The organism is Polynucleobacter sp. MG-Unter2-18, assembly GCF_018687675.1.
Lineage (GTDB): Bacteria > Pseudomonadota > Gammaproteobacteria > Burkholderiales > Burkholderiaceae > Polynucleobacter.
Genome location: NZ_CP061302.1, coordinates 1674295 through 1695430 on the forward strand (window position 1 = coordinate 1674295; position 21136 = coordinate 1695430).

At 47.0% G+C, this 21136-nt stretch carries 22 protein-coding genes; 12 read left to right on the forward strand and 10 right to left on the reverse strand.

Annotation, left to right across the window (positions count from 1 at the left end; genetic code table 11):
* Positions 1 to 79: 79 nt before the first annotated feature.
* A complete protein-coding gene (locus tag C2759_RS08805) occupies positions 80 to 520 on the forward strand; it encodes a DUF192 domain-containing protein (RefSeq protein WP_215354781.1) in 441 nt (146 codons plus the stop codon).
* A gap of 95 nt (positions 521 to 615) precedes the next feature.
* Here the strand turns inward: C2759_RS08805 and C2759_RS08810 are convergent, their stop codons facing one another.
* From C2759_RS08810 to argF, 3 genes are read right to left on the reverse strand one after another with little or no spacing between them, the layout of a single operon-like run.
* Complete coding sequence (locus C2759_RS08810; protein ID WP_215354784.1) at positions 616 to 921, reverse strand: pyrimidine/purine nucleoside phosphorylase; 306 nt, start codon at positions 919 to 921, stop codon at positions 616 to 618.
* A gap of 45 nt (positions 922 to 966) precedes the next feature.
* Positions 967 to 2196 carry an argininosuccinate synthase gene (locus tag C2759_RS08815; RefSeq protein ID WP_215354786.1) on the reverse strand — a complete coding sequence of 410 codons (1230 nt, stop codon included), beginning with the start codon at positions 2194 to 2196 and terminating at the stop codon, positions 967 to 969.
* 58 nt (positions 2197 to 2254) lie between these two features.
* Positions 2255 to 3202, reverse strand: coding sequence for an ornithine carbamoyltransferase (gene argF / locus C2759_RS08820; RefSeq protein ID WP_215354790.1), 948 nt, complete (start codon positions 3200 to 3202; stop codon positions 2255 to 2257).
* A gap of 151 nt (positions 3203 to 3353) precedes the next feature.
* On the opposite strand from argF, the gene C2759_RS08825 reads away from it, so the two are divergent.
* Positions 3354 to 3668: a DUF3579 domain-containing protein gene (locus tag C2759_RS08825; RefSeq protein ID WP_046330743.1), complete on the forward strand. Its 315-nt coding sequence runs from the start codon at positions 3354 to 3356 to the stop codon at positions 3666 to 3668.
* 75 nt (positions 3669 to 3743) lie between these two features.
* Here C2759_RS08825 and rpsT read toward each other — a convergent pair whose 3' ends face one another.
* On the reverse strand, positions 3744 to 4010 hold the full coding sequence (rpsT, locus tag C2759_RS08830; RefSeq protein WP_046330744.1) for a 30S ribosomal protein S20: 267 nt from the start codon (positions 4008 to 4010) through the stop codon (positions 3744 to 3746).
* A gap of 153 nt (positions 4011 to 4163) precedes the next feature.
* Between rpsT and murJ the strand changes: the two genes are divergently transcribed.
* From murJ to miaA, 3 genes are read left to right on the forward strand one after another with little or no spacing between them, the layout of a single operon-like run.
* Positions 4164 to 5717, forward strand: a complete 1554-nt coding sequence (murJ, locus tag C2759_RS08835; RefSeq protein WP_215354793.1) for a murein biosynthesis integral membrane protein MurJ — start codon at positions 4164 to 4166, stop codon at positions 5715 to 5717.
* A 5-nt stretch (positions 5718 to 5722) separates the two neighbouring features.
* Positions 5723 to 6565 (forward strand): SirB1 family protein, encoded by an 843-nt coding sequence (locus C2759_RS08840; RefSeq protein WP_215354795.1) that lies wholly within the window; start codon positions 5723 to 5725, stop codon positions 6563 to 6565.
* A 54-nt stretch (positions 6566 to 6619) separates the two neighbouring features.
* The gene (miaA, locus tag C2759_RS08845; protein ID WP_215354798.1) at positions 6620 to 7624 is read left to right on the forward strand and encodes a tRNA (adenosine(37)-N6)-dimethylallyltransferase MiaA; all 1005 of its coding nucleotides are present in this window, start codon (positions 6620 to 6622) and stop codon (positions 7622 to 7624) included.
* A 14-nt stretch (positions 7625 to 7638) separates the two neighbouring features.
* Here the strand turns inward: miaA and purM are convergent, their stop codons facing one another.
* Positions 7639 to 8691, reverse strand: coding sequence for a phosphoribosylformylglycinamidine cyclo-ligase (gene purM, locus C2759_RS08850; protein ID WP_371816903.1), 1053 nt, complete (start codon positions 8689 to 8691; stop codon positions 7639 to 7641).
* A 73-nt stretch (positions 8692 to 8764) separates the two neighbouring features.
* Between purM and C2759_RS08855 the strand changes: the two genes are divergently transcribed.
* From C2759_RS08855 to panB, 6 genes are all read left to right on the forward strand, one after another.
* A complete protein-coding gene (locus C2759_RS08855; protein ID WP_215354799.1) occupies positions 8765 to 9754 on the forward strand; it encodes an AI-2E family transporter in 990 nt (329 codons plus the stop codon).
* 12 nt (positions 9755 to 9766) lie between these two features.
* Complete coding sequence (gene hda, locus C2759_RS08860) at positions 9767 to 10525, forward strand: DnaA regulatory inactivator Hda (RefSeq protein ID WP_215354802.1); 759 nt, start codon at positions 9767 to 9769, stop codon at positions 10523 to 10525.
* Between the two features lie 6 nt (positions 10526 to 10531).
* A complete protein-coding gene (locus C2759_RS08865) occupies positions 10532 to 11212 on the forward strand; it encodes an HAD family phosphatase (protein WP_215354804.1) in 681 nt (226 codons plus the stop codon).
* A complete protein-coding gene (pcnB, locus tag C2759_RS08870) occupies positions 11209 to 12609 on the forward strand; it encodes a polynucleotide adenylyltransferase PcnB (RefSeq protein ID WP_215354807.1) in 1401 nt (466 codons plus the stop codon). The genes C2759_RS08865 and pcnB overlap by 4 nt, the downstream gene beginning before the upstream one ends.
* A gap of 70 nt (positions 12610 to 12679) precedes the next feature.
* The gene (gene folK, locus C2759_RS08875) at positions 12680 to 13207 is read left to right on the forward strand and encodes a 2-amino-4-hydroxy-6-hydroxymethyldihydropteridine diphosphokinase (protein WP_215354810.1); all 528 of its coding nucleotides are present in this window, start codon (positions 12680 to 12682) and stop codon (positions 13205 to 13207) included.
* A 17-nt stretch (positions 13208 to 13224) separates the two neighbouring features.
* Positions 13225 to 14040 carry a 3-methyl-2-oxobutanoate hydroxymethyltransferase gene (panB, locus tag C2759_RS08880; protein WP_215354812.1) on the forward strand — a complete coding sequence of 272 codons (816 nt, stop codon included), beginning with the start codon at positions 13225 to 13227 and terminating at the stop codon, positions 14038 to 14040.
* Positions 14041 to 14054: 14 nt separating this feature from the next.
* On the opposite strand, the gene dnaJ is transcribed toward panB, so the two are convergent.
* The 5 genes from dnaJ to hrcA all read right to left on the reverse strand — a co-directional run bounded on the left by dnaJ (position 14055) and on the right by hrcA (position 20192).
* Positions 14055 to 15185: a molecular chaperone DnaJ gene (gene dnaJ, locus C2759_RS08885; protein WP_215354814.1), complete on the reverse strand. Its 1131-nt coding sequence runs from the start codon at positions 15183 to 15185 to the stop codon at positions 14055 to 14057.
* A 98-nt stretch (positions 15186 to 15283) separates the two neighbouring features.
* Positions 15284 to 17215 carry a molecular chaperone DnaK gene (gene dnaK / locus C2759_RS08890; RefSeq protein ID WP_215354815.1) on the reverse strand — a complete coding sequence of 644 codons (1932 nt, stop codon included), beginning with the start codon at positions 17213 to 17215 and terminating at the stop codon, positions 15284 to 15286.
* Positions 17216 to 17386: 171 nt separating this feature from the next.
* The gene (gene grpE / locus C2759_RS08895) at positions 17387 to 17947 is read right to left on the reverse strand and encodes a nucleotide exchange factor GrpE (RefSeq protein ID WP_215354817.1); all 561 of its coding nucleotides are present in this window, start codon (positions 17945 to 17947) and stop codon (positions 17387 to 17389) included.
* 82 nt (positions 17948 to 18029) lie between these two features.
* Positions 18030 to 19124, reverse strand: coding sequence for a ferrochelatase (gene hemH, locus C2759_RS08900; protein WP_215354818.1), 1095 nt, complete (start codon positions 19122 to 19124; stop codon positions 18030 to 18032).
* A gap of 45 nt (positions 19125 to 19169) precedes the next feature.
* A complete protein-coding gene (gene hrcA / locus C2759_RS08905; RefSeq protein WP_215354820.1) occupies positions 19170 to 20192 on the reverse strand; it encodes a heat-inducible transcriptional repressor HrcA in 1023 nt (340 codons plus the stop codon).
* A gap of 37 nt (positions 20193 to 20229) precedes the next feature.
* Between hrcA and C2759_RS08910 the strand changes: the two genes are divergently transcribed.
* Positions 20230 to 21135 (forward strand): NAD kinase, encoded by a 906-nt coding sequence (locus C2759_RS08910; RefSeq protein ID WP_215354821.1) that lies wholly within the window; start codon positions 20230 to 20232, stop codon positions 21133 to 21135.
* The last annotated feature ends 1 nt before the right edge of the window (position 21136 follow it).

Here is a 21136-nt window from a genome sequence, read left to right on the forward strand (position 1 = left end):
CTTGTCTTACTAGCCCTGCCTTAGAATTACTCTCACACACTCAGAACACTCCACTCAAAACACCATGCATTTACCCCACATGAAACAATTCATTTTTTCGCTTACGGCGATTGCTGGGTTCATTTCAGCGCCATCGTCTGCACAACAGAATGTCGGCCTGCCTACGGTTGAACTCAAAACTGGGATCTATCGTATTCAGGCAGAGTTGGCTGATACACCTAAAGCGCGTGAGGTTGGACTCATGAATCGCACCAGCATGCCCACCAACTCCGGCATGCTCTTTATCTTTGAGCAAAAAGCAGGGCATTGCTTCTGGATGAACAACACAAAGATTCCGCTATCGATTGCCTTCATTGCTGATGATGGCAAGATTGTGAATATCGAAGAGATGCAAGCGGAGACCACCAATAACCACTGCCCCAAGGCAGCGGTACGTTATGCGCTTGAGATGAATAAACAGTGGTTCTCCGAGAGAGTCATCTTGCCCGGCACGGTAATTCAAGGACTACCTAAAAAATAAAGGACTGGTAATAGTATCCATAACAAAAAACGCAGACCGAGGTCTGCGTTTTCTTTAGGGCGAAAAAGAAATCATCGCCTTGCTCACTGAATTACTTATTCAAAGTGACAAACATAGTGCACTGGAGACTCGGCGCGGATGATGAAATAACCGCCTTTTTCCACTTCCCAGCTTTGACCGGCTTTGAACTCCACCTCTGGGGCGCCGTTAATACTGACAAACGCATTACCGTCAACCACTTCCATGATTTCTTTAGTGCTTAGGTCAAAACGTAAAGTACTTGGCAATACCACGCCAACAGATTTACGAACACCATTTGGCAAAGTAACAGTGTGGGATATGCACTTGCCATCAAAAAATACATTGGCTTTTTTGCCTACAGAAACTTGATTAAATTGCATCTTTATTCTTTCTTATCTGAATTACTAGTTTATTGTTTATCTAAATTATTTAGCACGCTTACGTCTTGCAGTTTCAGCAATTCGCATACGCAGAGCATTGAGCTTAATAAATCCACCCGCATCAGCTTGGTTGTAAGCACCGCCATCATCATCAAAGGTGGCGATAGTCTGATCAAACAAAGTGTTCGCTGAATCGCGTGAGATCACAGAAACAGATCCCTTGTAGAGCTTCAGACGCACAACACCGTTCACCATTTGTTGCGTGTGATCGATCAATGTTTGTAAAGCCAAGCGTTCTGGCGCCCACCATAGACCGTTGTAGATCAGGCTTGCATATCGTGGCATCAGGTCATCTTTGAGGTGAGCTACTTCACGGTCTAGAGTAATACTCTCAATACCGCGGTGTGCTTTTAACAAGATAGTGCCGCCAGGGGTTTCATAGCAGCCACGGCTCTTCATGCCTACAAAGCGGTTCTCAACCAAATCAAGACGACCAATGCCATGCATGCCGCCGATGCGATTGAGTTCAGCCAATAACTCATGTGGCTTATAGGCTTTGCCATTAATTGCCACCGGATCACCGGAACGGAATTCAATTTCAATAATTTCTGGGGCATCTGGAGCTTTCTCAGGAGATACCGTCCAACGCCACATAGATTCTTCTGCTTCAGCATTCGGGTTTTCGAGATGACGACCTTCGTAACTGATGTGCAATAAGTTGGCGTCCATAGAATACGGTGAGCCGCCTTGCTTATGCTTCATCTCTACTGGGATGCCATGCTTTTCTGCATAGGCCATGAGTTTTTCACGAGAAAGTAAATCCCACTCGCGCCATGGTGCAATTACCTTAATTCCTGGCTCGAGTGCATAGTAGCCCAACTCAAAACGTACTTGGTCATTACCCTTACCAGTAGCGCCATGCGATACAGAGTCAGCACCAGTTGCACGAGCAATTTCAATTTGACGCTTCGCAATCAATGGACGTGCGATGGAAGTGCCCAGAAGGTACTCGCCCTCATAAATCGTATTAGCGCGGAACATGGGGAATACAAAGTCACGCACAAACTCTTCACGCAAGTCGTCGATAAAGATATTTTCTGGCTTGATGCCAAACTGTAATGCCTTGGCACGTGCTGGCTCCAACTCTTCACCCTGACCCAAATCAGCTGTGAAAGTAACGATCTCACATTGATAAGTATCTTGAAGCCATTTGAGAATCACACTAGTATCAAGACCGCCGGAATACGCTAAAACTACTTTTTTAATATCAGACATGATTTTTATTCAATCAAAAAATTAACTAATAAATAACAAAAATAAATTACTCAAACACTTAGTCTAAACGGCCGCAGAGTAAATACTCCATCAAGGCCTTTTGAACATGTAAACGATTTTCAGCCTCTTCCCAAACGATGCTTTGAGGACCATCAATCACCTCTGCTGAAACCTCTTCGCCACGATGTGCTGGTAAACAATGCATAAACAAAGCTTCTGGTTTTGCTAAGGCCATTAGCTCTGCATCGACAATCCAGTCTTTAAAAGCAGACATACGGGAAGTATTTTCATCCTCGTAGCCCATGCTAGTCCATACATCAGTAGTAACCAGGTCAGCACCCTTACAAGCATCTTTTGGATCAGCGCAAATCGTCAGATGCTTTAAAGCTTTCGCAGTCAATCTGGAGTCATCTAACTGATAACCGCTAGGGGCAGAAAAGCGAGTTTGAAAATCCAAACATTCCGCCGCCTGAATCCAGGTATAGGCCATATTGTTGGCATCACCTACCCAAGCAACCGTTTTACCCTGAATCGGGCCACGTGCCTCTACAAAAGTAAAGATATCGGCCAATACTTGGCAGGGATGGTACTCATTGGTAAGGCCATTGATCACGGGCACTCGAGAATTAGCAGCAAAGCGTTCAATAATCTCTTGGCCAAAAGTACGGATCATGATGATGTCCGTCATCCTAGAAATCACCTGCGCAGCGTCCTCTACAGGTTCACCACGGCCTAACTGGGTATCTCGGGTGTTCAGGTACACGGCATGGCCACCAAGCTGGTGTATGCCCGCCTCAAAAGAAAGGCGGGTACGAGTTGAATGCTTCTCAAAGATCATCGCTAGCGTGCGGTCGTGCAAGGGGTGCCAAGTCTCGTAACTTTTGAACTTCGTCTTGAGCCAAGCAGAGCGCTTGAGGAGATAGTCATATTCTTCACGCGTCAGGTCAGCAAACTGCAAGTAATGCTTAACCTGGCCGGGCACTTGGGGCTTTGCCAAAGATGTCATTGTTGAGCTTTCTACTAGAGTTTTAGCTTGCATTATTGTTTGGGGCATCGAACTGCACGAAAATAGTTCCTAAAGTTATCTTAGTGCCTTCGCAGACTGTTAAGCTAAGGTCTAAGTAACACCGATTCCTTACTACGATTTCTACGCCAACTTGAACCACAAAAAGCTTTTCATTCAAGGCATTACAACCTCTGGCAAACCTTTTCGACCTAGCGACTGGGCCGAACGTCTTTGCGGGGTAATGGCCACTTTTCGCCCACCAGGCGATGCTGGTGATCCCCGCTTTACTTACTCACCTTATGCCAGACCAGTGGTTATTGCAAAAGTAACCTGCGTTGTTATTGATACCAGACTAAGAGACCTCGATCCGAGAGCGCTCGACTTTGTCATCAACTTTGCCAAAGACAATTGCCTGCCAATCGAAGAAGCCTGCGAATTCGAACCGAAACCGCAATCCCAGCCCTAAAAACAAAAACCCGCTCTGATAAGGAGCGGGCTTAGACCTAAATTACTTTAGAGTCTGCCTAAATCTATAAGAGTCTTACGCTGCCATCGCCTTAATAGCTGCAGACAAACGTGACTTCTGACGTGATGCAGTATTTTTGTGAGCAATCTTTTTGTCGGCAATCTTGTCGATTGTGGACTGAGTTGCTGCGAATACTTTAGCAGCAGCATCCTTGTCGCCAGTTTCAATTGCTTTGCGAACTGCCTTGATGGAAGTGCGAAGCTTTGAACGCAAGCTAGAGTTGTGCTCATTCTGTTTTACTGCCTGCCGTGCGCGTTTACGCGCTTGTGCGGTATTGGCCATCTTTAAACCTTGCTATATAAAAATTACAAAATACGGTTAACTAAAATTCTGTGTGGGTTCGCCAAATTTGTAAGCTGACTCACCAAAACCCAAGATTTTACATTAAAGGACTAAAAAAGCCCAGCCGCTTGATAAATAGGGGAAAATTAGCCCATGAATCTGCTTTCAGCTGCCGCTAAGGTCAGCTCCCTCACCATGCTCTCCCGAATTACTGGACTACTTCGGGAGACCCTGATTGCCCGTAGTTTTGGCGCTTCTGAGTGGACTGACGCCTTTAATGTAGCCTTCAGACTGCCCAATTTGCTACGTAGACTCTTCGCTGAAGGGGCCTTTTCTCAGGCATTTGTGCCCATTTTGGGAGAAATCTCCAGTCAAGGGGATGTAAAACAGTCCCAAATCCTCGTAAATGCTGTTGCCACGCTCTTATTTTGGGCCTTAATGCTAACGGTAGTCCTTGGGGTTATCGGCGCTCCCCTGTTGATTCTGGTGATTGCTACGGGCTTTGAGGGCGGCCAAGCCTATGAGGCAAGCGTAGTCATGACCCGCATCATGTTCCCTTACATTGGTCTTATTTCGATGGTTTCCCTCTCTGCGGGGATCCTCAATACCTTTGGCCGTTTTGCCATTCCAGCATTTACTCCAGTTTTACTCAATTTAGCCCTAATCGGTAGTGCCATCTTTTTGGCACCCCATCTAGATCAGCCGATTTATGCCCTGAGTATCGGCGTACTCTTGGGCGGTGTATTACAGCTAGCCATTCAAGTTCCGGCCCTCGCTCAATTGGGCTTACTTCCAAGAGTGGGACTGCTCCCCGGGGCAATTACAGCGGCATTTAAAAATCCGGATGCCCGTCGTGTCATGAAATTAATGGGGCCTGCAGTGTTTGCAGTTTCAGTCGCCCAGATTTCTCTCATCATTAATACCAACATTGCATCTCGTTTACAAACCGGTAGCGTATCTTGGCTCTCTTATGCTGATCGCCTCATGGAATTTCCAACAGCCCTTTTGGGGGTAGCGTTGGGAACGGTCTTACTACCGAGCTTGAGCAAAGCAAACGCAAAAAATGATTTGGTGCATGCGGGTGAACTGTTAATTTGGGGGCTGCAACTCACCTTTATATTGGCAGCGCCATGTGCGATCGCTCTCTTTATTTTTGGGGAACCGCTAGCAGCAGTTTTGTATCACTACGGTAAATTCAGCGCTTTAGACGTACTAATGACGCAGCGTGCTCTGTCAGCTTATGGTGTTGGACTAATTGGCCTTATTTTGGTGAAGATCTTAGCTCCCGGCTTTTATTCCCGCCAAGATATTCGGACACCAGTAAAGATTGGTTTGCTGGTCTTGGTGGCAACCCAATTAGCTAATTTAGTGTTTGTTCCTTGGTTAGGTCATGCCGGCCTTGCGCTATCGGTTGGCGCTGGCGCCTGCTTAAATGCTGCACTACTGTGGGTAGGCCTGCATCGACGTGGCGCCCTACCTAGCGCTGCATGGTTAAAGTATTTGGGGCAGCTATTGCTTGCCTTAATTCCTTTTGCGCTCCTGATGTATTACGCTGCCACCGCACATGATTGGATAGCACTGCAATCTAGCCCCTGGATTCGAGTGGGCTTACTGGCTGCTTGGTTAGCCGCTGCAGCAGCAGTGTATTTCGCAGCTTTATGGCTCGTCGGAATTCGCTGGCAAAAATTCCTGCGTCATGCAAAATAGCCTTTATGCCTACACAACAACTCGACTATTTCACATCCCTCGTAGCCGAAGACGAGCACTTCCCTCTAACTGAGGCGGCGGTGGCAGTTGCACAACATGCCTACCCAGATCTCGATGTTCAGGGCGTACTTGATCAGATCGATCAGTGGGGCAACAAAATCAAGCAGCGTATTACTCCGGACACACCACCGATTCAGCGCCTGCAGTTGCTCAAGCATTTCTTTTATAACGAGTTAGGCTTTGGCCCAAACCAGAATGACTTCTACGCGCCTGAGAATTCTTATCTCCACCAGATCATTGAGAGTCGCTGCGGCATTCCCATCTCATTAGCTATCTTAATGATGGAGCTTGGACAGCAAATTGGTTTAAATATTCGCGGAGTATCTTTTCCCAATCACTTCATGATGCGTATTTCTTTGCAACAAGGCGAAATCATCATGGATCCGTTGAATGGCGAATCGCTTTCCAAAAATCAGTTACAAGAAATGCTCGACCCCTATCTCGATGCCAAAGGCTATCGCGGTGAGCTCAGTCTGCCACTGAATATTTTCTTGCGCGCCTCTAGCTCTCGAGAAATTCTCTCGCGCTTTATGAGAAATCTCAAAATGATTTATTCGGAAGATGAACGCTGGGAGCGTCTGCTAGGCATTCAAGAGCGTCTAGTAATTTTGTTGCCAGACTCAGCTGAAGAGGTTCGTGACCGTGGCTTGATCTTTGCACAACTAGAATATGTGCGACCTGCGATAGCCGATCTACATCACTACTTAGGCGAAATGCCTGGTGCAGAAGATGCTGCAGATATTCGTGAGCATATCGCCACGCTAGAGAGCCAAACTAAACTGCATTAGGCAGGGCGCACTCAATCTCAATAGTGCTTGCTTATTTCATTCTTATAATGGGGTATGCAAACTGAACCTCACATTCAGCCTACGCATTTACCTCATCAGCCACCCATACTTTGTATTGTTGGCCCCACGGGCGCAGGCAAAACCCATCTCGCGATGGCATTGGCTAAACATGCCAAATCCATAGGCCAGACTATTGAATTAATTAGCATGGACTCCGCACTGGTCTATCGCGGATTAGATATTGGTAGCGCTAAACCCACACATGCTGAGCAAGCTGCTGTTCAGCATCACCTCATCGATATCTTGGAACCCAATGAATCCTATTCAGCTGCGCGCTTTGCAAATGATGCCAAGCAGCTAAGCAAGGAAATTCGTGATCGGGGAAATATTCCCGTTGTAGTAGGTGGCACGATGTTGTACTGGCGAGCCTGGGCATATGGCCTCTCATTTCTACCGCCAGCAGACCCAGAAATCCGCGCCCGTCTCGATGAGCAAGGTAAAGCAATTGGCTGGCCTGCGATGCACGCTAAATTAGCTCAAGTTGACCCCATGACTGCCGCGCGTTTACAGCCCAACGATTCTCAACGAGTACAACGTGCTTTAGAAGTTTATGAAATTACAGGCAAGCCGATGTCGGAACTGTTAGCAGATTCACCAAGCGAAGATGGTAGAGAAGGGTCGGCTATTCCAGAATGGATTGATCTCATTTCATTAGAGCCAAGCGATCGCTCCCGCTTACATCAGAACTTAGAAAAACGGTTTGATGAAATGCTTACTGGAGGATTATTAGAAGAAGTTGCACTATTGAAAAAAAATCCAGATCTGCATGGTGATCTACCTGCCATTCGCTCGGTGGGCTATCGACAAGTTTGGGAGTATTTATCTGGTGAAGTAGATCAAGCTGAAATGCGATACAAGGCGCTGGCAGCTACTCGGCAGCTTGGCAAACGACAATTAACTTGGTTGCGTGCAATCTCTGGAAGAAAGACATTTGATCCGTTTAATCCAACTGAGTTAACAGCCGCCCTAGAGTATTGCAAGAAAAGCCTAAGTAAATAGGCTTTTCTTGGGTATTAAATAACGATCGTTTGTGGTGCGCCAGCTGGACGCTCTACAACCTCGCCAACCGTCCAGGCATGTAAACCTTCAGCCTTGAGCGATTGAATGGCAGCATCAGCTTGAGAAGCAGACACAATCACCACCATACCAATACCACAATTAAATACGCGAACCATTTCCGCATCGGCTACGCCACCCTTCATTTGCAACCAGCGGAACAGTTCTGGCATTTGCCAGCTATCGCGATGCAATACTGCTTGAGTATTTTCTGGCAGTACGCGCGGCACGTTATCCACTAGGCCTCCGCCAGTAATGTGGGCCATACCCTTCACATTAATTTCATTGATCAACTTTAGTAATGGCTTGACGTAAATTTGTGTCGGGGCCATTACGACATCACCCAAAGGTCGGCCGCCCAAATCATCAGTCGGCTTAGCTCCAGCACGCTCAATAATTTTACGAACTAGTGAGTAGCCATTGGAATGTGCGCCACTAGAAGCAATTGCTAAGACCACATCTCCTGGGGCAATCGTTGCACCAGTAATAATTTTAGATTTTTCAACTGCGCCAACAGCAAAGCCGGCTAGATCGTATTCACCTGGAGGATACATACCGGGCATCTCTGCAGTTTCACCACCGATCAATGCACAACCAGATAACTCGCATCCAGTCGCTATTCCGCCAACGACAGTGGCTGCAGTGTCGACAGTGAGCTTGCCGCAAGCGAAGTAATCCAAGAAAAAGAGGGGTTCAGCACCTTGCACCAAAATGTCATTCACGCTCATTGCCACCAAATCCTGGCCGATCGTATCGTGACGATTCCACTCAAAGGCCAATCTGAGCTTGGTACCAACCCCATCAGTACCGGATACTAAAACTGGCTCTTTATAGCGTTTTGGGACCTCAAACAGGGCGCCAAAGCCGCCAATCCCAGCTAGCACGCCTTCACGCATGGTTTTCTTGGCTAAAGGCTTAATACGATCCACCAAGTCATCACCAGCATCGATATCGACACCTGCGTCACGGTATGAAAGGCCTTTTGAGGAAGAATCGGTAGATGAGTTCATGGCAGAGATAGAAGATTAGTAAAAAACGCTACTTGGTCGGTAGAATCATTGAATTCTAGAGGATTCGAGGACGATGGCTGAAATTTTTACCCCTTTTCTGACTGCATTTATTCTGGCTTATGCCTTGCGCCCAGTTTGCTTGTGGCTTGAGAGGCATCGCCTACCCCGCGCAGCGGCCGCTGGGATTGCCATGATTTTTGGTCTAGTTGTCGTATTTTTAATACTGACTCTATTTATTACTCTCCTCAAAACCGAAATCCCCCTAATTAAGGCTCAATTTCCGACTTGGATCCAAAACACCCAATCCTGGCTTGGACCCAAGTTGAGTGAATTTCATATTGATGTGGATTGGGGCACCCTCAAAACCACTGCCACCCAAAAAATTACTACGCACCTCAACGATAATTCTGATGCGCTCATGTCCTCCACTTTGGAGACTGTACTGATGTCAGGCAGCTCGGTTATTGCGGGATTCGTAAATGCGGTACTGATCTTATTCGTCATGTTTTATTTGTTGATCGACTGGAATCATTTTTTCAAACTCGTTAGAACGATTGTTCCGGTCCGCGCACAAGATACAGTTCACCACCTCGCAATGCACGCTGATGGCTTACTCTCGCAATACCTCCGGGGCATGCTGATTGTGATTTCGATCATGTCCGTTTTCTACAGCGTAGGCTTAAGCATCATTGGGGTTCAAGGTGCGGTCGCCTTAGGCGTCTTTACTGCGCTGATGATTGTGATTCCCTACATTGGTATTGCCTTGGGCTTTACTCTAGCGGTCCTTGCGGCCCTTTTGCAGTTTGGGCCTGGTGGTGCAATTATTGGAGTCCTTGTGCTGTATGGACTAGGTCAATTTATTGAAGGCTTCTTTCTCACGCCACGCCTCGTGGGTGAACGAATTGGCTTGCATCCCGTTGCCGTGCTCTTTGCGCTGTTGTTATTTGGAAAGTTATTTGGTTTCTTTGGCATCCTACTCGCATTACCCATCAGCGCAGTTGGTTTAGTGCTTTTGCAATATGGTTGGACATGCTATACCCAAAGTCCTTGGTACCAAAAGTAAATTGCTGCAGCAATGAATAGTCCATCACTACCAAGACAGTTTGCACTCGACATCGGTCACACACCCAAACCCAGCTTAAGTAATTTTTTAGCCGGAGAAAATCTAGCGCTGCACTCTACCTTGTTGACTATAGCCAAATCCTGGGAAATGAATACCCCAAGATTAGCCAGTGAGAATCCTCTCAACGAACGCTGGATCTATTGGTGGGGGCCAGAAGGCTCTGGTCGCACCCACTTACTCGGTGCAATCGGCAATGCTGCTCAGCAATTAGACTTGAGGCACTTCCCCCTAACTCCCAATGAACCCATTTCTTGGGTGAGTCTGGAGGAAAGTCTGCCTGCTCTATGCACCAGTGCTGCACCCTCAGTCATTACCGTTGATGACGTAGATCGACTTGATGAACGCCTGGTAGCATCCTTATTTCGTATTCTGAATGCCATTCAGGGTAGTGAAGCAATACATATTTTCATGGCAGGTAATGCTGCCCCTGGTGCATTAAGACTGAGAGAAGACCTGCGCACCCGCCTGGGATGGGGCTTGGTCTTTCAAACCCACCTTTTGGGCGATGATCAGAAAATAGAAGCCTTACAACAAGCAGCGCAAGCGCGCGGCTTGGTTTTATCGTCAGATGTATTGCCTTGGTTGCTAAATCGCTTTTATCGAGATATGCCCAGCCTGATGGCATTGATTGATGCTTTAGATGCTTACTCACTAGAAACAAAACGCGCTGTCACCTTGCCCCTCGTTAGAGAGCTCTTGCAGCCTAAATAAATATTCATGACTCAATTAGCACTGTTCGATTTAGATCACACTCTTCTCCCCTGCGATAGCGATTATGAATGGGGTCAGTTCTTGGCGCGCATTGGTGTAGTCGATAGCAAATACTATGCGCAGCAAAATGAACGCTTTTATCAGGACTATAAAGATGGAAATCTGAATATTCAAGAGTTCCTACGCTTTGCATTAAAGCCACTCTCCGAACATTCCCGCGCACAGCTCAAAGAATGGCATGACGCCTTCATGCATGAGGTCATTACTGGCCAACTCCGTCAACAGGCGGTTGATCTCGTGAAGCGTCACCAAGATGCTGGCGATCTTTGCTGCGTTGTGACTGCAACCAATAGCTTTGTTACTCGCCCCATCGTAGAAAGTTTTGGCATTGAACATCTGGTAGCTACTGAACCTGCCACTGTGGGAGATCAGCCTTTCGCCGATTTCACAGGCGAAGTCAAAGGTATACCGAGTTTTAGGGAAGGCAAAATTCAACGCGTTCATGATTGGCTTGCTACCCAAAAGCTCACGTTTGATGAATTGCCACAAAGTTATTTTTATTCAGACTCAATGAATGATTTACCTCTCCTGGAAAAAGTGAGCAATCCAGTTGCCACCAATCCGGATGCTCGCCTACGTGATGAAGCCTTAAAACGTCACTGGCCCATACTTGAACTGTTTGCATGATTACCAAATTTATTAAACGTATTTTGCGTCGTGATCCCATGATCCGACATACTGCAGCCCATACCTCTGGCGCACCGAAACGAGTCCCTAAAAAAACTCACCGAATTGACCCAGACTTACTGTCCAAAAATGCTGTGAAGGTAACTCAGACATTGCAGCAGGCTGGCTATGATGCTTTTATTGTGGGCGGTGCTGTACGAGATTTAGCTTTAGGCATTGGCCCTAAGGACTTCGATGTGGCAACCAATGCCACACCTGAGCAGGTACAAAAACTATTTCGTAAAGCACGCCTCATTGGTCGTCGCTTTCAGATTGTGCATGTCACTTTTTTTGGCAAAGGCCAACCTGAAATTATTGAGGTATCTACCTTTAGGGCTCTGCTAGAGAACGCTGGCGAGCATATAGCAGAAAATGGCCGTATTTTGCGCGATAACGTCTGGGGTAGCCAGCATGAAGATGCTGCGCGTAGAGATTTCAGCATCAATGCGATGTACTACGACCCTGCTACTGAAACTGTACTCGACTATCACGGCGGTATGGCTGACATGCAGAAGAAAACCTTGCGCATGATTGGTGATCCGGCTAAGCGCTATCGTGAAGATCCGATTCGTATGCTGCGCGCCATTCGCTTTGCAGCCAAGACTGGCTTTACCTTAGACGCAGCAACGCGCGCACCTATCGCCAAATTAGGTAAATTGATTCACGATGTACCTTCTGCTCGCCTCTTTGATGAAATCCTCAAACTTCTCATGTCTGGATACTCATGGGCTGCGATTCAAGGCCTCAAGGATGCAGGACTTCATCATGGCCTACTACCTTTGCTGGATCATATCTTGGATCAGAGTGCAGACTCTCAAGAAGCAAATGATTTTGTTCGCATTGCGCTCGCCAATACCGATGAACGCATCCAATCGGGTAAAAGCGTTTCGGCCGGATTCTTGTTTGCGACTTTGCTGTGGCCAGATCTACTCAATAATTGGAAAAAGAATATTGCTAAAGGGATTTCCAACATTCCCGCACTACATGACGCCATGGATGAGACCATTGCCAGCCAAAGCAGCGGCATGGTAATTCAGCGACGTTTCGAGAGCGACATGCGAGAAATCTGGTCAATGCAGCCCCGATTTGAAAAGCGTGTTGGACGCTACCCTTATCGCCTGATTGAATCACCACGTTTTAGAGCGGGTTATGACTTTATGCTCCTGCGTTGTGCTACGGGTGAGAAAAATCCCGCTTTAGGAGAGTGGTGGAGCAGCTTCATCGCAAGCGACCCAGCAGAGCAAGAAGCCTTGATGGCCAGCGTCAAAAACGAGACTGGTAATAGCGCTGCCCCCACAAAAAGACGTCGCCGTAGAAAAGCCAAGGTGGCCGTGCCCAGTGAAAGCGCAGCAGACTAAGCAGACTTGAGAAAAATTCAGTAAAGTAGTTCTACTAGTTTTTTGTACCTCTCTCTTGTTTGGAATGGGCATGGCTCGAGCTTTTATTGGATTTGGTGGAAATATCGGTGACACGCGTCAGCTCATTACTGATGCGATTGTGTGTCTTGCCCAGCGCTGCGAACTCCAAATCGTAAGCAAAAGCTGTTTCTACCAAAGTGCGCCCTTTCAAGCTACCGGGGGCGACTACATTAATTCTGTGATTGAAATTGAAACGCAACTCAGTCCTTATGGCCTTTTGCACGTCTGCCAAGCAGTCGAACAAGAATTTGGCCGTGAGCGTCCTTACGAAAATGCACCTCGCACAATTGATTTGGACATCCTGGCATTTGAAGGCGTTTCTCAAACAGATACAGAACTCACAATCCCCCACCCCAGAATCATTGAGCGCTCATTTGTTTTACTTCCCTTACTAGAAATTGCCCCAGATTTCTTTTTACCCAACTGGGGCGAACTCAAGGCGTATTTACCCAACGTAGCCGATCAGCGCATTGAAAAACTCTCTTGCCGCAACTGTCATTGCGGTGAAAAACAGGTTTATAGCCAGTCAGCGCATTAATTCATTAAACTCACGCCATGGGTTACTTACAAGGCGAAAAGCCAATTACGATTTCTAAACTCCATGCCATGCATGCTGAAGGTGAAAAAATCACCATGCTGACGGCTTACGATTCAACCATGTCAGCCCTGTTAAATCGCAGCGGAGTAGAAACCATCCTGATTGGGGACTCATTAGGCAATGTGATTCAAGGTCACTCCAGTACAACATCCGTAACTGTTGAGCAAGTGGCGTATCACACTGAATGCGTCGCTCGAGCCAACACCCATGCATTCATCATTGCCGACCTACCTTTTGCCAGCTATGGTGACCCCGTCCAAGCCTTAGATTCAGCAGCAGAACTCATGCGCGCTGGTGCTGATATGGTCAAACTTGAAGGTGGCAATTGGCAAATCGACATCATTCAGTATTTAGTAGAACGTAGTGTTCCTGTTTGCGCCCATTTAGGACTATTACCCCAGTCCGTTCACATCCTGGGTGGTTATAAGGTTCAAGGCAAATCGAAAGATGCCGCAAGTATCATGCTTGAGCAGGCCATTGCTTGCGAGCAAGCTGGCGCACAAATGATCGTGCTTGAAGCCATTCCATCTTCATTAGGCAAGCTTATTACTGAATCGCTCTCCATCCCCACCATTGGAATCGGCGCAGGCGCGAATTGCTCAGGTCAAGTATTAGTACTACAAGATATGCTGGGCATTAGCCCCGGAAAGCCACCAAAGTTTGTTAAAAACTTTATGGATGGACATGCCTCAATTGAGGCAGCAATCAAAGCCTATGTTCGAGAAGTGAAATCCGGAAAGTTCCCCGGACCCGAACACGGCTTTGCTGGATAAGTCTAAGATAGTAGTTAACTAAAAAAACTCTTTACACCGTCAAACCAACCCTTTTGATGTGGATTGTGTTTGTCGCCACCTGACTTCAAGCTGTCATCAAATTTCTGCAGTAATTTTTTCTGCTCATCGGTCAGCTTTACCGGAGTCTCGACGGCAACGTGGACAAAGAGATCGCCAACGATAGTAGAGCGCAAACCTTTAATGCCCTTGTTACGCAAACGGAATGTTTTTCCAGTCTGTGTACCTTCAGGAATCGAAAACTCTACGCGTCCCGAGAGCGTTGGAACTTCGATATCCCCACCAATCGTTGCAGTTGCGAATGAGATCGGCATTTGGACATGCAGGTCACTGCCATCACGCTCAAATACTTTATGAGGTTTGACCCTCACCTCTACATAAAGATCGCCGGATGGTCCACCATTGACGCCGGGCTCACCATTGCCAACAGAGCGCACACGCATACCATCATCAATACCCGCAGGGATTTTGATTTCAAGTGTCTTTTGTTCTTTATGTTTACCGCTGCCATGGCAAGTCTTGCATGGCTTAGGAATGTACTCACCAGTGCCGCGGCACTTAGGGCAAGTTTGTTGCATGGAGAAGAAACCTTGCTGGACACGGACCTGGCCATGACCTGCGCAAGTAGTACATCTCTCGGCTTTACTACCAGGTTCAGCGCCAGTGCCATGACACGGCTTGCAATTACTCCAGCTTGGTACCCGAATTTGGGTTGTGTAACCCTCGGCAGCCTGCTCCAGAGTAATCTCCATGTTGTAACGTAAATCAGCACCTTTATATACCTGCGGTCCTGACTGACGCCCGCCACCTTGCCCAAAAATATCGCCAAAGATGTCGCCGAAAGCGTCAGCAAAACCACCGCCACCAAAGCCGCCGCCGCCAAAACCACCAGATTGATCAACGCCAGCATGACCATACTGATCATATGCGGCACGCTTATTCTGGTCCGTTAAAGTTTCGTACGCCTCTTTAACTTCTTTAAATTGCGCTTCTGCTGTTTTGCTATCGGGGTTACGGTCAGGGTGATGCTTCATCGCCATTTTTCGATAAGCTTTTTTTAGCTCCTCATCGCTAGCGCCTTTGGCAACTCCCAAGACTTCGTAATAATCGCGTTTACTTGTAGACACAAAATTCCTCTCAACAACCTGAATGACACAAGTCGGCACGTGGCCGACTTGTTATTTAAGTACCTCTAAACTACGTTAAATGGCTATCAATGAAGGGATTACTTTTTGTCATTCACTTCTTTGAAATCTGCATCAACTACGTCAGCATCTGGAGCGGCAGCTTGCGCGCCACCAGGAGCTGCGCCAGGAGCAGCACCAGCTTTAGCTTGCTCAGCAGCCATGGCTTTTTCACCCAGCTTCTGACTTGCCTTACCCAAAGCCTCAGTCTTGGCCTCAATCGCAGCTTTATCGCTACCCTTAATTGCCTCGTCCAATTCTTTCAAAGCAGCTTCAATTGCTTCCTTCTCAGAAGCCTCCAAAGCAGCACCATGCTCTTCCAAAGCTTTCTTAGTTGAGTGAGCCAAAGCATCAGCAGTGTTGCGTGCCGTTACTAATTCCAATGCTTTTTTATCTTCATCGGCATTCGCTTCAGCATCTTTTACCATGCGTAAAATTTCTTCTTCAGTCAGACCTGAGTTTGCCTTAATGGTGATCTTGTTCTCTTTGCCAGTTGTTTTATCTTTTGCAGTTACATGCAAAATACCGTTGGCATCAATATCAAAAGTCACTTCAATTTGTGGCATACCGCGTTGTGCTGGAGCAATACCTTCCAAATTAAACTCACCGAGCAATTTGTTAGCGGAAGCCATCTCACGCTCACCTTGGAAGCACTTAATAGTTACCGCAGGCTGGTTGTCTTCCGCTGTAGAGTAAACCTGTGAATGCTTAGTAGGAATAGTCGTGTTCTTCGGAATCATCTTGGTCATCACGCCGCCCAAGGTTTCGATACCCAGAGATAATGGAGTTACGTCCAAAAGCAATACGTCTTTACGATCACCAGACAATACCGATCCCTGAATGGCAGCACCAACTGCAACTGCCTCATCTGGGTTCACATCTTTGCGTGGCTCTTTACCGAAAATCTCTTTTACCTTGTCCTGAACAGCAGGCATACGAGTTTGACCACCAACCAAGATCACATCATCAATATCAGCAGGATTCACACCAGCGTCTTTAATTGCGGTCAAGCAAGGACCAGCCGTACGGTTGATCAACTCTTCTACCAAAGATTCCAACTTAGCGCGGGTTAACTTCAAGTTCAAATGCTTAGGGCCGCCAGCATCAGCAGTCACGTATGGCAAATTGATTTCAGTTTGTTGTGCGGATGACAATTCGATCTTGGCTTTCTCAGCTGCATCTTTTAAACGCTGCAATGCCAATACATCCTTACTCAAATCTACGCCTTGTTCTTTCTTGAATTCAGCAATGATCCAGTCAATGATGCGCTGGTCAAAATCTTCACCGCCCAAGAAAGTATCGCCGTTGGTAGAAAGCACCTCGAACTGCTTCTCACCATCTACGTTAGCAATCTCAATAATGGATACGTCGAATGTACCGCCGCCCAAGTCGTATACAGCAATCTTGCGATCAACCTTGTCTTGCTTATCCAAACCGAAGGCTAATGCTGCAGCAGTTGGCTCGTTAATAATGCGCTTGACATCTAGACCAGCGATACGACCCGCATCTTTAGTAGCTTGACGTTGGCTATCGTTGAAGTAAGCAGGAACAGTAATCACCGCCTCAGTTACTTCTTCACCGAGGTAATCTTCGGCAGTCTTTTTCATTTTGCGCAAAATTTCTGCTGACACTTGTTGTGGTGCCATTTTTTTGTCGCGCGCCTCAACCCAAGCATCACCGTTGTCCGCTTGAACAATTTTGTAAGGCATCAAACCGATGTCTTTTTGTACTTCCGCATCAGTAAATTTACGACCCATCAAACGCTTTACTGCGTAGATGGTGTTTTTAGGATTTGTTACTGATTGGCGCTTTGCAGGCGCACCAACCAATACTTCGCCGTCTTCAACATAAGCGATGATGGAAGGGGTTGTGCGACCGCCTTCTGCGTTCTCGACAACCTTAGGTGCATTGTTTTCAACAACAGAAACGCACGAGTTCGTGGTTCCTAAGTCAATTCCGATAATCTTTCCCATAATGGCTCCAAAAAATTAAGTTACGTGTAATTTCGTCAAACTGCGAATAATTCGATAAGGAATAAATGGGGTCGAAGAAGAGAAATTCAAGGGTTGAAAAACAAAAAAGGCAGATTTCTGCCCTTTTTATCTTTTTGACCCAGAAAACCCCATTTAGAGGCTTTTAATACCCTATTTGGGGGCGCTCACAGTGACCAAGGCTGGGCGCAGAATGCGATCAGCAATGGAATAACCCCTTTGGAGCACTGAAACCACCGTATTAGCCTCTTGGTCTGAAGGAACTGAAGCAATGGCCTGGTGGTGGTGAGGATCAAACTTATCACCTACAGCTGGGTTCAATTCCGTCATACGACCTTTTTCAAAGGCGGATAGCAGTTGTTTTAAAGTGATTTCTAGGCCCTCTTTAAAGGCTTTGGCATCTACGGTCTCCGCATTCAGAGCTGCGTAAAGGCTGTCTGTAACTGGCACGAGGTGCTCAGCGAAACTCTCAATCGCAAACTTATGCGCCTTTGAAACATCTTCGGCTGCACGGCGGCGAATGTTTTCACCCTCGGCCTTAGCGCGCAAGTAGTTATCCTGCATCTCGGTTAGCTTTTGATTTAACTCAGCAATTTCTTGTTCCGGTGTCTTTGCTTGCGCATCTGAAGAAGTTGCCTGTACACCAGCTTCAGCCTGAGAATCGGCAGCAGTATTTTCTTGCTCAGGAGATGGATTTTGATTTTCTTGGGTCATAGGAACAAATTCACTTTTCTATCAGGATGGTTACTTATCAACAATATGGGGCCAATTTAGGCAACTTCAAGTGCGCCAAGCTTTAAGCAATCTTCGCTTTAGCTAACTCAGCCAAACGGTCACGCTCCTGTAATACCGCATCGGACTCAACACCTAAACTCCAGCCAGATAGATGCTGCTGGGCAATCTCATACATTGCATCAATCCACTTTGGATTGCTATTTAAGCAAGGGATGTAGCGGTAGTCTTTGCCGCCATGCTCCAAGAAGATCTCACGCGCCTCCATGGCAATCTCCTCTAAAGTCTCTAAGCAATCCGCCGGAAATCCTGGGCAAAAAATATCGACTCGTTTACAACCTGCTTTACCCAACTCTTCAATCATCGGAGCTGTGTAAGGCTTGAGCCACTCCGCCTTACCAAAGCGAGATTGAAAAGTAACTAAGTACTGTCCAGGCACTAGACCCAATGACTCACCAAGTAGGCGGCCAGTTTTCAAGCACTCACAATGATAGGGGTCGCCCTTCATTAAATTGCGCTTGGGTAATCCATGAAAAGACATTACAAGGCGATCACCGGCAGCAAAATCTGGGCGGCCATCTTTATCCCATACACCGAGCACTTGATCACGTAATGCTGAAATATAGGCAGGGTTGTCGTGATAGTACTTAATCAAACGCAACTCGGGTTGATTACGCCAAGTTCCCAGCACGCGAAATACTTCATCAAAACTAGATGCCGTAGTGGTTGCTGAATATTGCGGATATAGTGGCAGCAACAAAAGACGCTCCATGCCTTGTGCCTGCAAGGCTTCTAGGGCTTGCTGAGTTGAAGGTTCGCCATAACGCATAGCTAGATCCACCAGCACTACTTCACCGTGGCTTGCGAATTTCTCGCCCAACTCTTTTGCTTGAAGGCGTGAGTAATGCATCAATGGAGAACCCAATTTTGGCAACCAAATGGAAGCGTATTTCTTTGCAGAAGCACCACTACGAATCGGCAAAATAATACCGTTCAAAATACACCACCAAATAATGCGGGGAATTTCTACAACGCGTGGATCAGATAGAAATTCTTTGAGGTAGGCTCTAACTGCCTTAGCTGTTGGAGCAGAAGGAGTACCCAAGTTGAGCAATAACACTGCTGTCTTAGAGGGGCGTAAGTGGGGGTTTTGATTCAAGGAAGATCCGTCTTTATTAAAGAGAGCTGAAAAATATAATGATGACTAAGAACTGATTGGTGCACTTAATGCACCCGATAACAACTTAGAGGTGATGTCGACAATCGGAATCACCCGATCATATGCCATACGAGTTGGTCCAATAACGCCAAGGGTGCCAACAATCTGACCATCTACGCTATAAGGTGCACTAATCACCGCCAAATCTTCATAAGGCAGCAAATCACTCTCGCCGCCAATAAAGATTTGAATGCCATCAGCATGACTAGATACGTCTAACAACTGCATCAGAACCGACTTTTGCTCTAGCATATCGAACATCTTGCGCAACTTATCCAAATTCGTACTGAGATCACCAACATTGAGTAAGCGCCGCTCACCTGATAGCAACATATCTCCTTGACCCATGCCGTAGTCACTAACACCACTATGCAATGCCAGAGCCATCAGCCCCGAGATATCGCTTCGTAAATTATCCAAATCAGAGGCAAGGTGCGCACGCACTTCTGCAAAACTCTTGCCGGCAAACTGAGTATTGATGTAATTTCCAGCCTCTATTAGCTGACTTGGAGTGTAGTCCTGAGAGGTGGGCAGGATGCGGTTTTGAACATCGCCTTCAGGTGTAACCATAATGAGCAGAATTTTGCCCTCTCCAAGCCTTAAGAATTCAATATGCTTAAAGACCTGAGCCCGCTTCGGCGTCATCACCACCCCGGCAAAATGGGTCAAATTAGACAGGATTTGCGCAGCAGAGTTCAGCACCCTTTGCGGTGAATCTGGCAAAAGCCCTTTTTCCATCTCACGGGTAGCAATTTCCTCTAAAGGGCGAACTGTCACCATCGTATCCACAAAGAGGCGATAGCCCCTTGGAGTTGGGATACGACCCGCTGAGGTATGTGGGCTGGTTACCAGGCCCATTTCCTCTAAATCCGCCATGACATTGCGAATCGTGGCCGCAGAAAGATCCAATCCCGAGAATCGAGATAGAGTGCGTGAGCCAATAGGCTGCCCCTCTTCGATATATCGCTCGATGAGGGTTTTCAGTAAGGCGCGGGAACGATCATCCATGGTGGAAGGGATCTTATGCGTATGGTTTAATCGTTATATGTTAAGCCCATCCCCAAATTCCAGCAAAAAGGCCTTTAGCCGGCTTGCGCTTGTTGGCAAATATCAGGCTGACGGCATGCAAGAGCGCCTTAAGGACCTAGCGGTACTACTTGGCCAGCAAGGCTGTGAGGTCTATATTGAAAGCTCTACTGCAAGCCACTTAAGCCTTACAGCCTACCCAATCAAAAAAGTAGAAGAGTTTGCGGGAGCCATTGATTTAGCAGTAGTTTTAGGTGGCGACGGGACAATGCTGGGGATTGGGCGCCAACTGGCCGGCAGTCATGTCCCCCTGGTTGGCATCAATATGGGCCGCTTAGGCTATATGACCGACATCCCCATCCAGAACGTTCAAACGGTTTTACCGCAAATTATTGCTGGTGACTACGAAGCCGATACCAGAACGCTCCTAGGTGCAGTAGTGATGCGTGATGGCAAAAAAATCAATCAAGCCCTCGCCCTGAACGATGTAGTAGTCAATCGCTCCGGAATCTCAGGAATGGTGGAGCTTGCAGTACGCGTCAACGGTTCATTTATGTATAACCAGCGATCAGATGGCTTAATTGTGTCCACCCCTACCGGCTCAACAGCTTATGCCCTTTCCGCTGGTGGACCAATCCTACATCCACGAGTTGCCGGAATTCTTTTGGCACCAATTGCACCGCACTCTTTATCTAATCGCCCCATCGTCTTACCTCAAGACATTGTGGTGAGTATCGAAGTGGTTGACGGTAGAGAAGTCATTGTGAACTTTGACATGCAATCACAAACTCATTTGCAATCAGGTGACATCATTGAAGTCAGTCAATCTGAAAAAACAATCACCCTACTTCACCCTCGCAGTCATAGTGACTACAAAACCTTGCGAGAGAAGTTACATTGGAATGAGTACCCATCGACATTCTGAT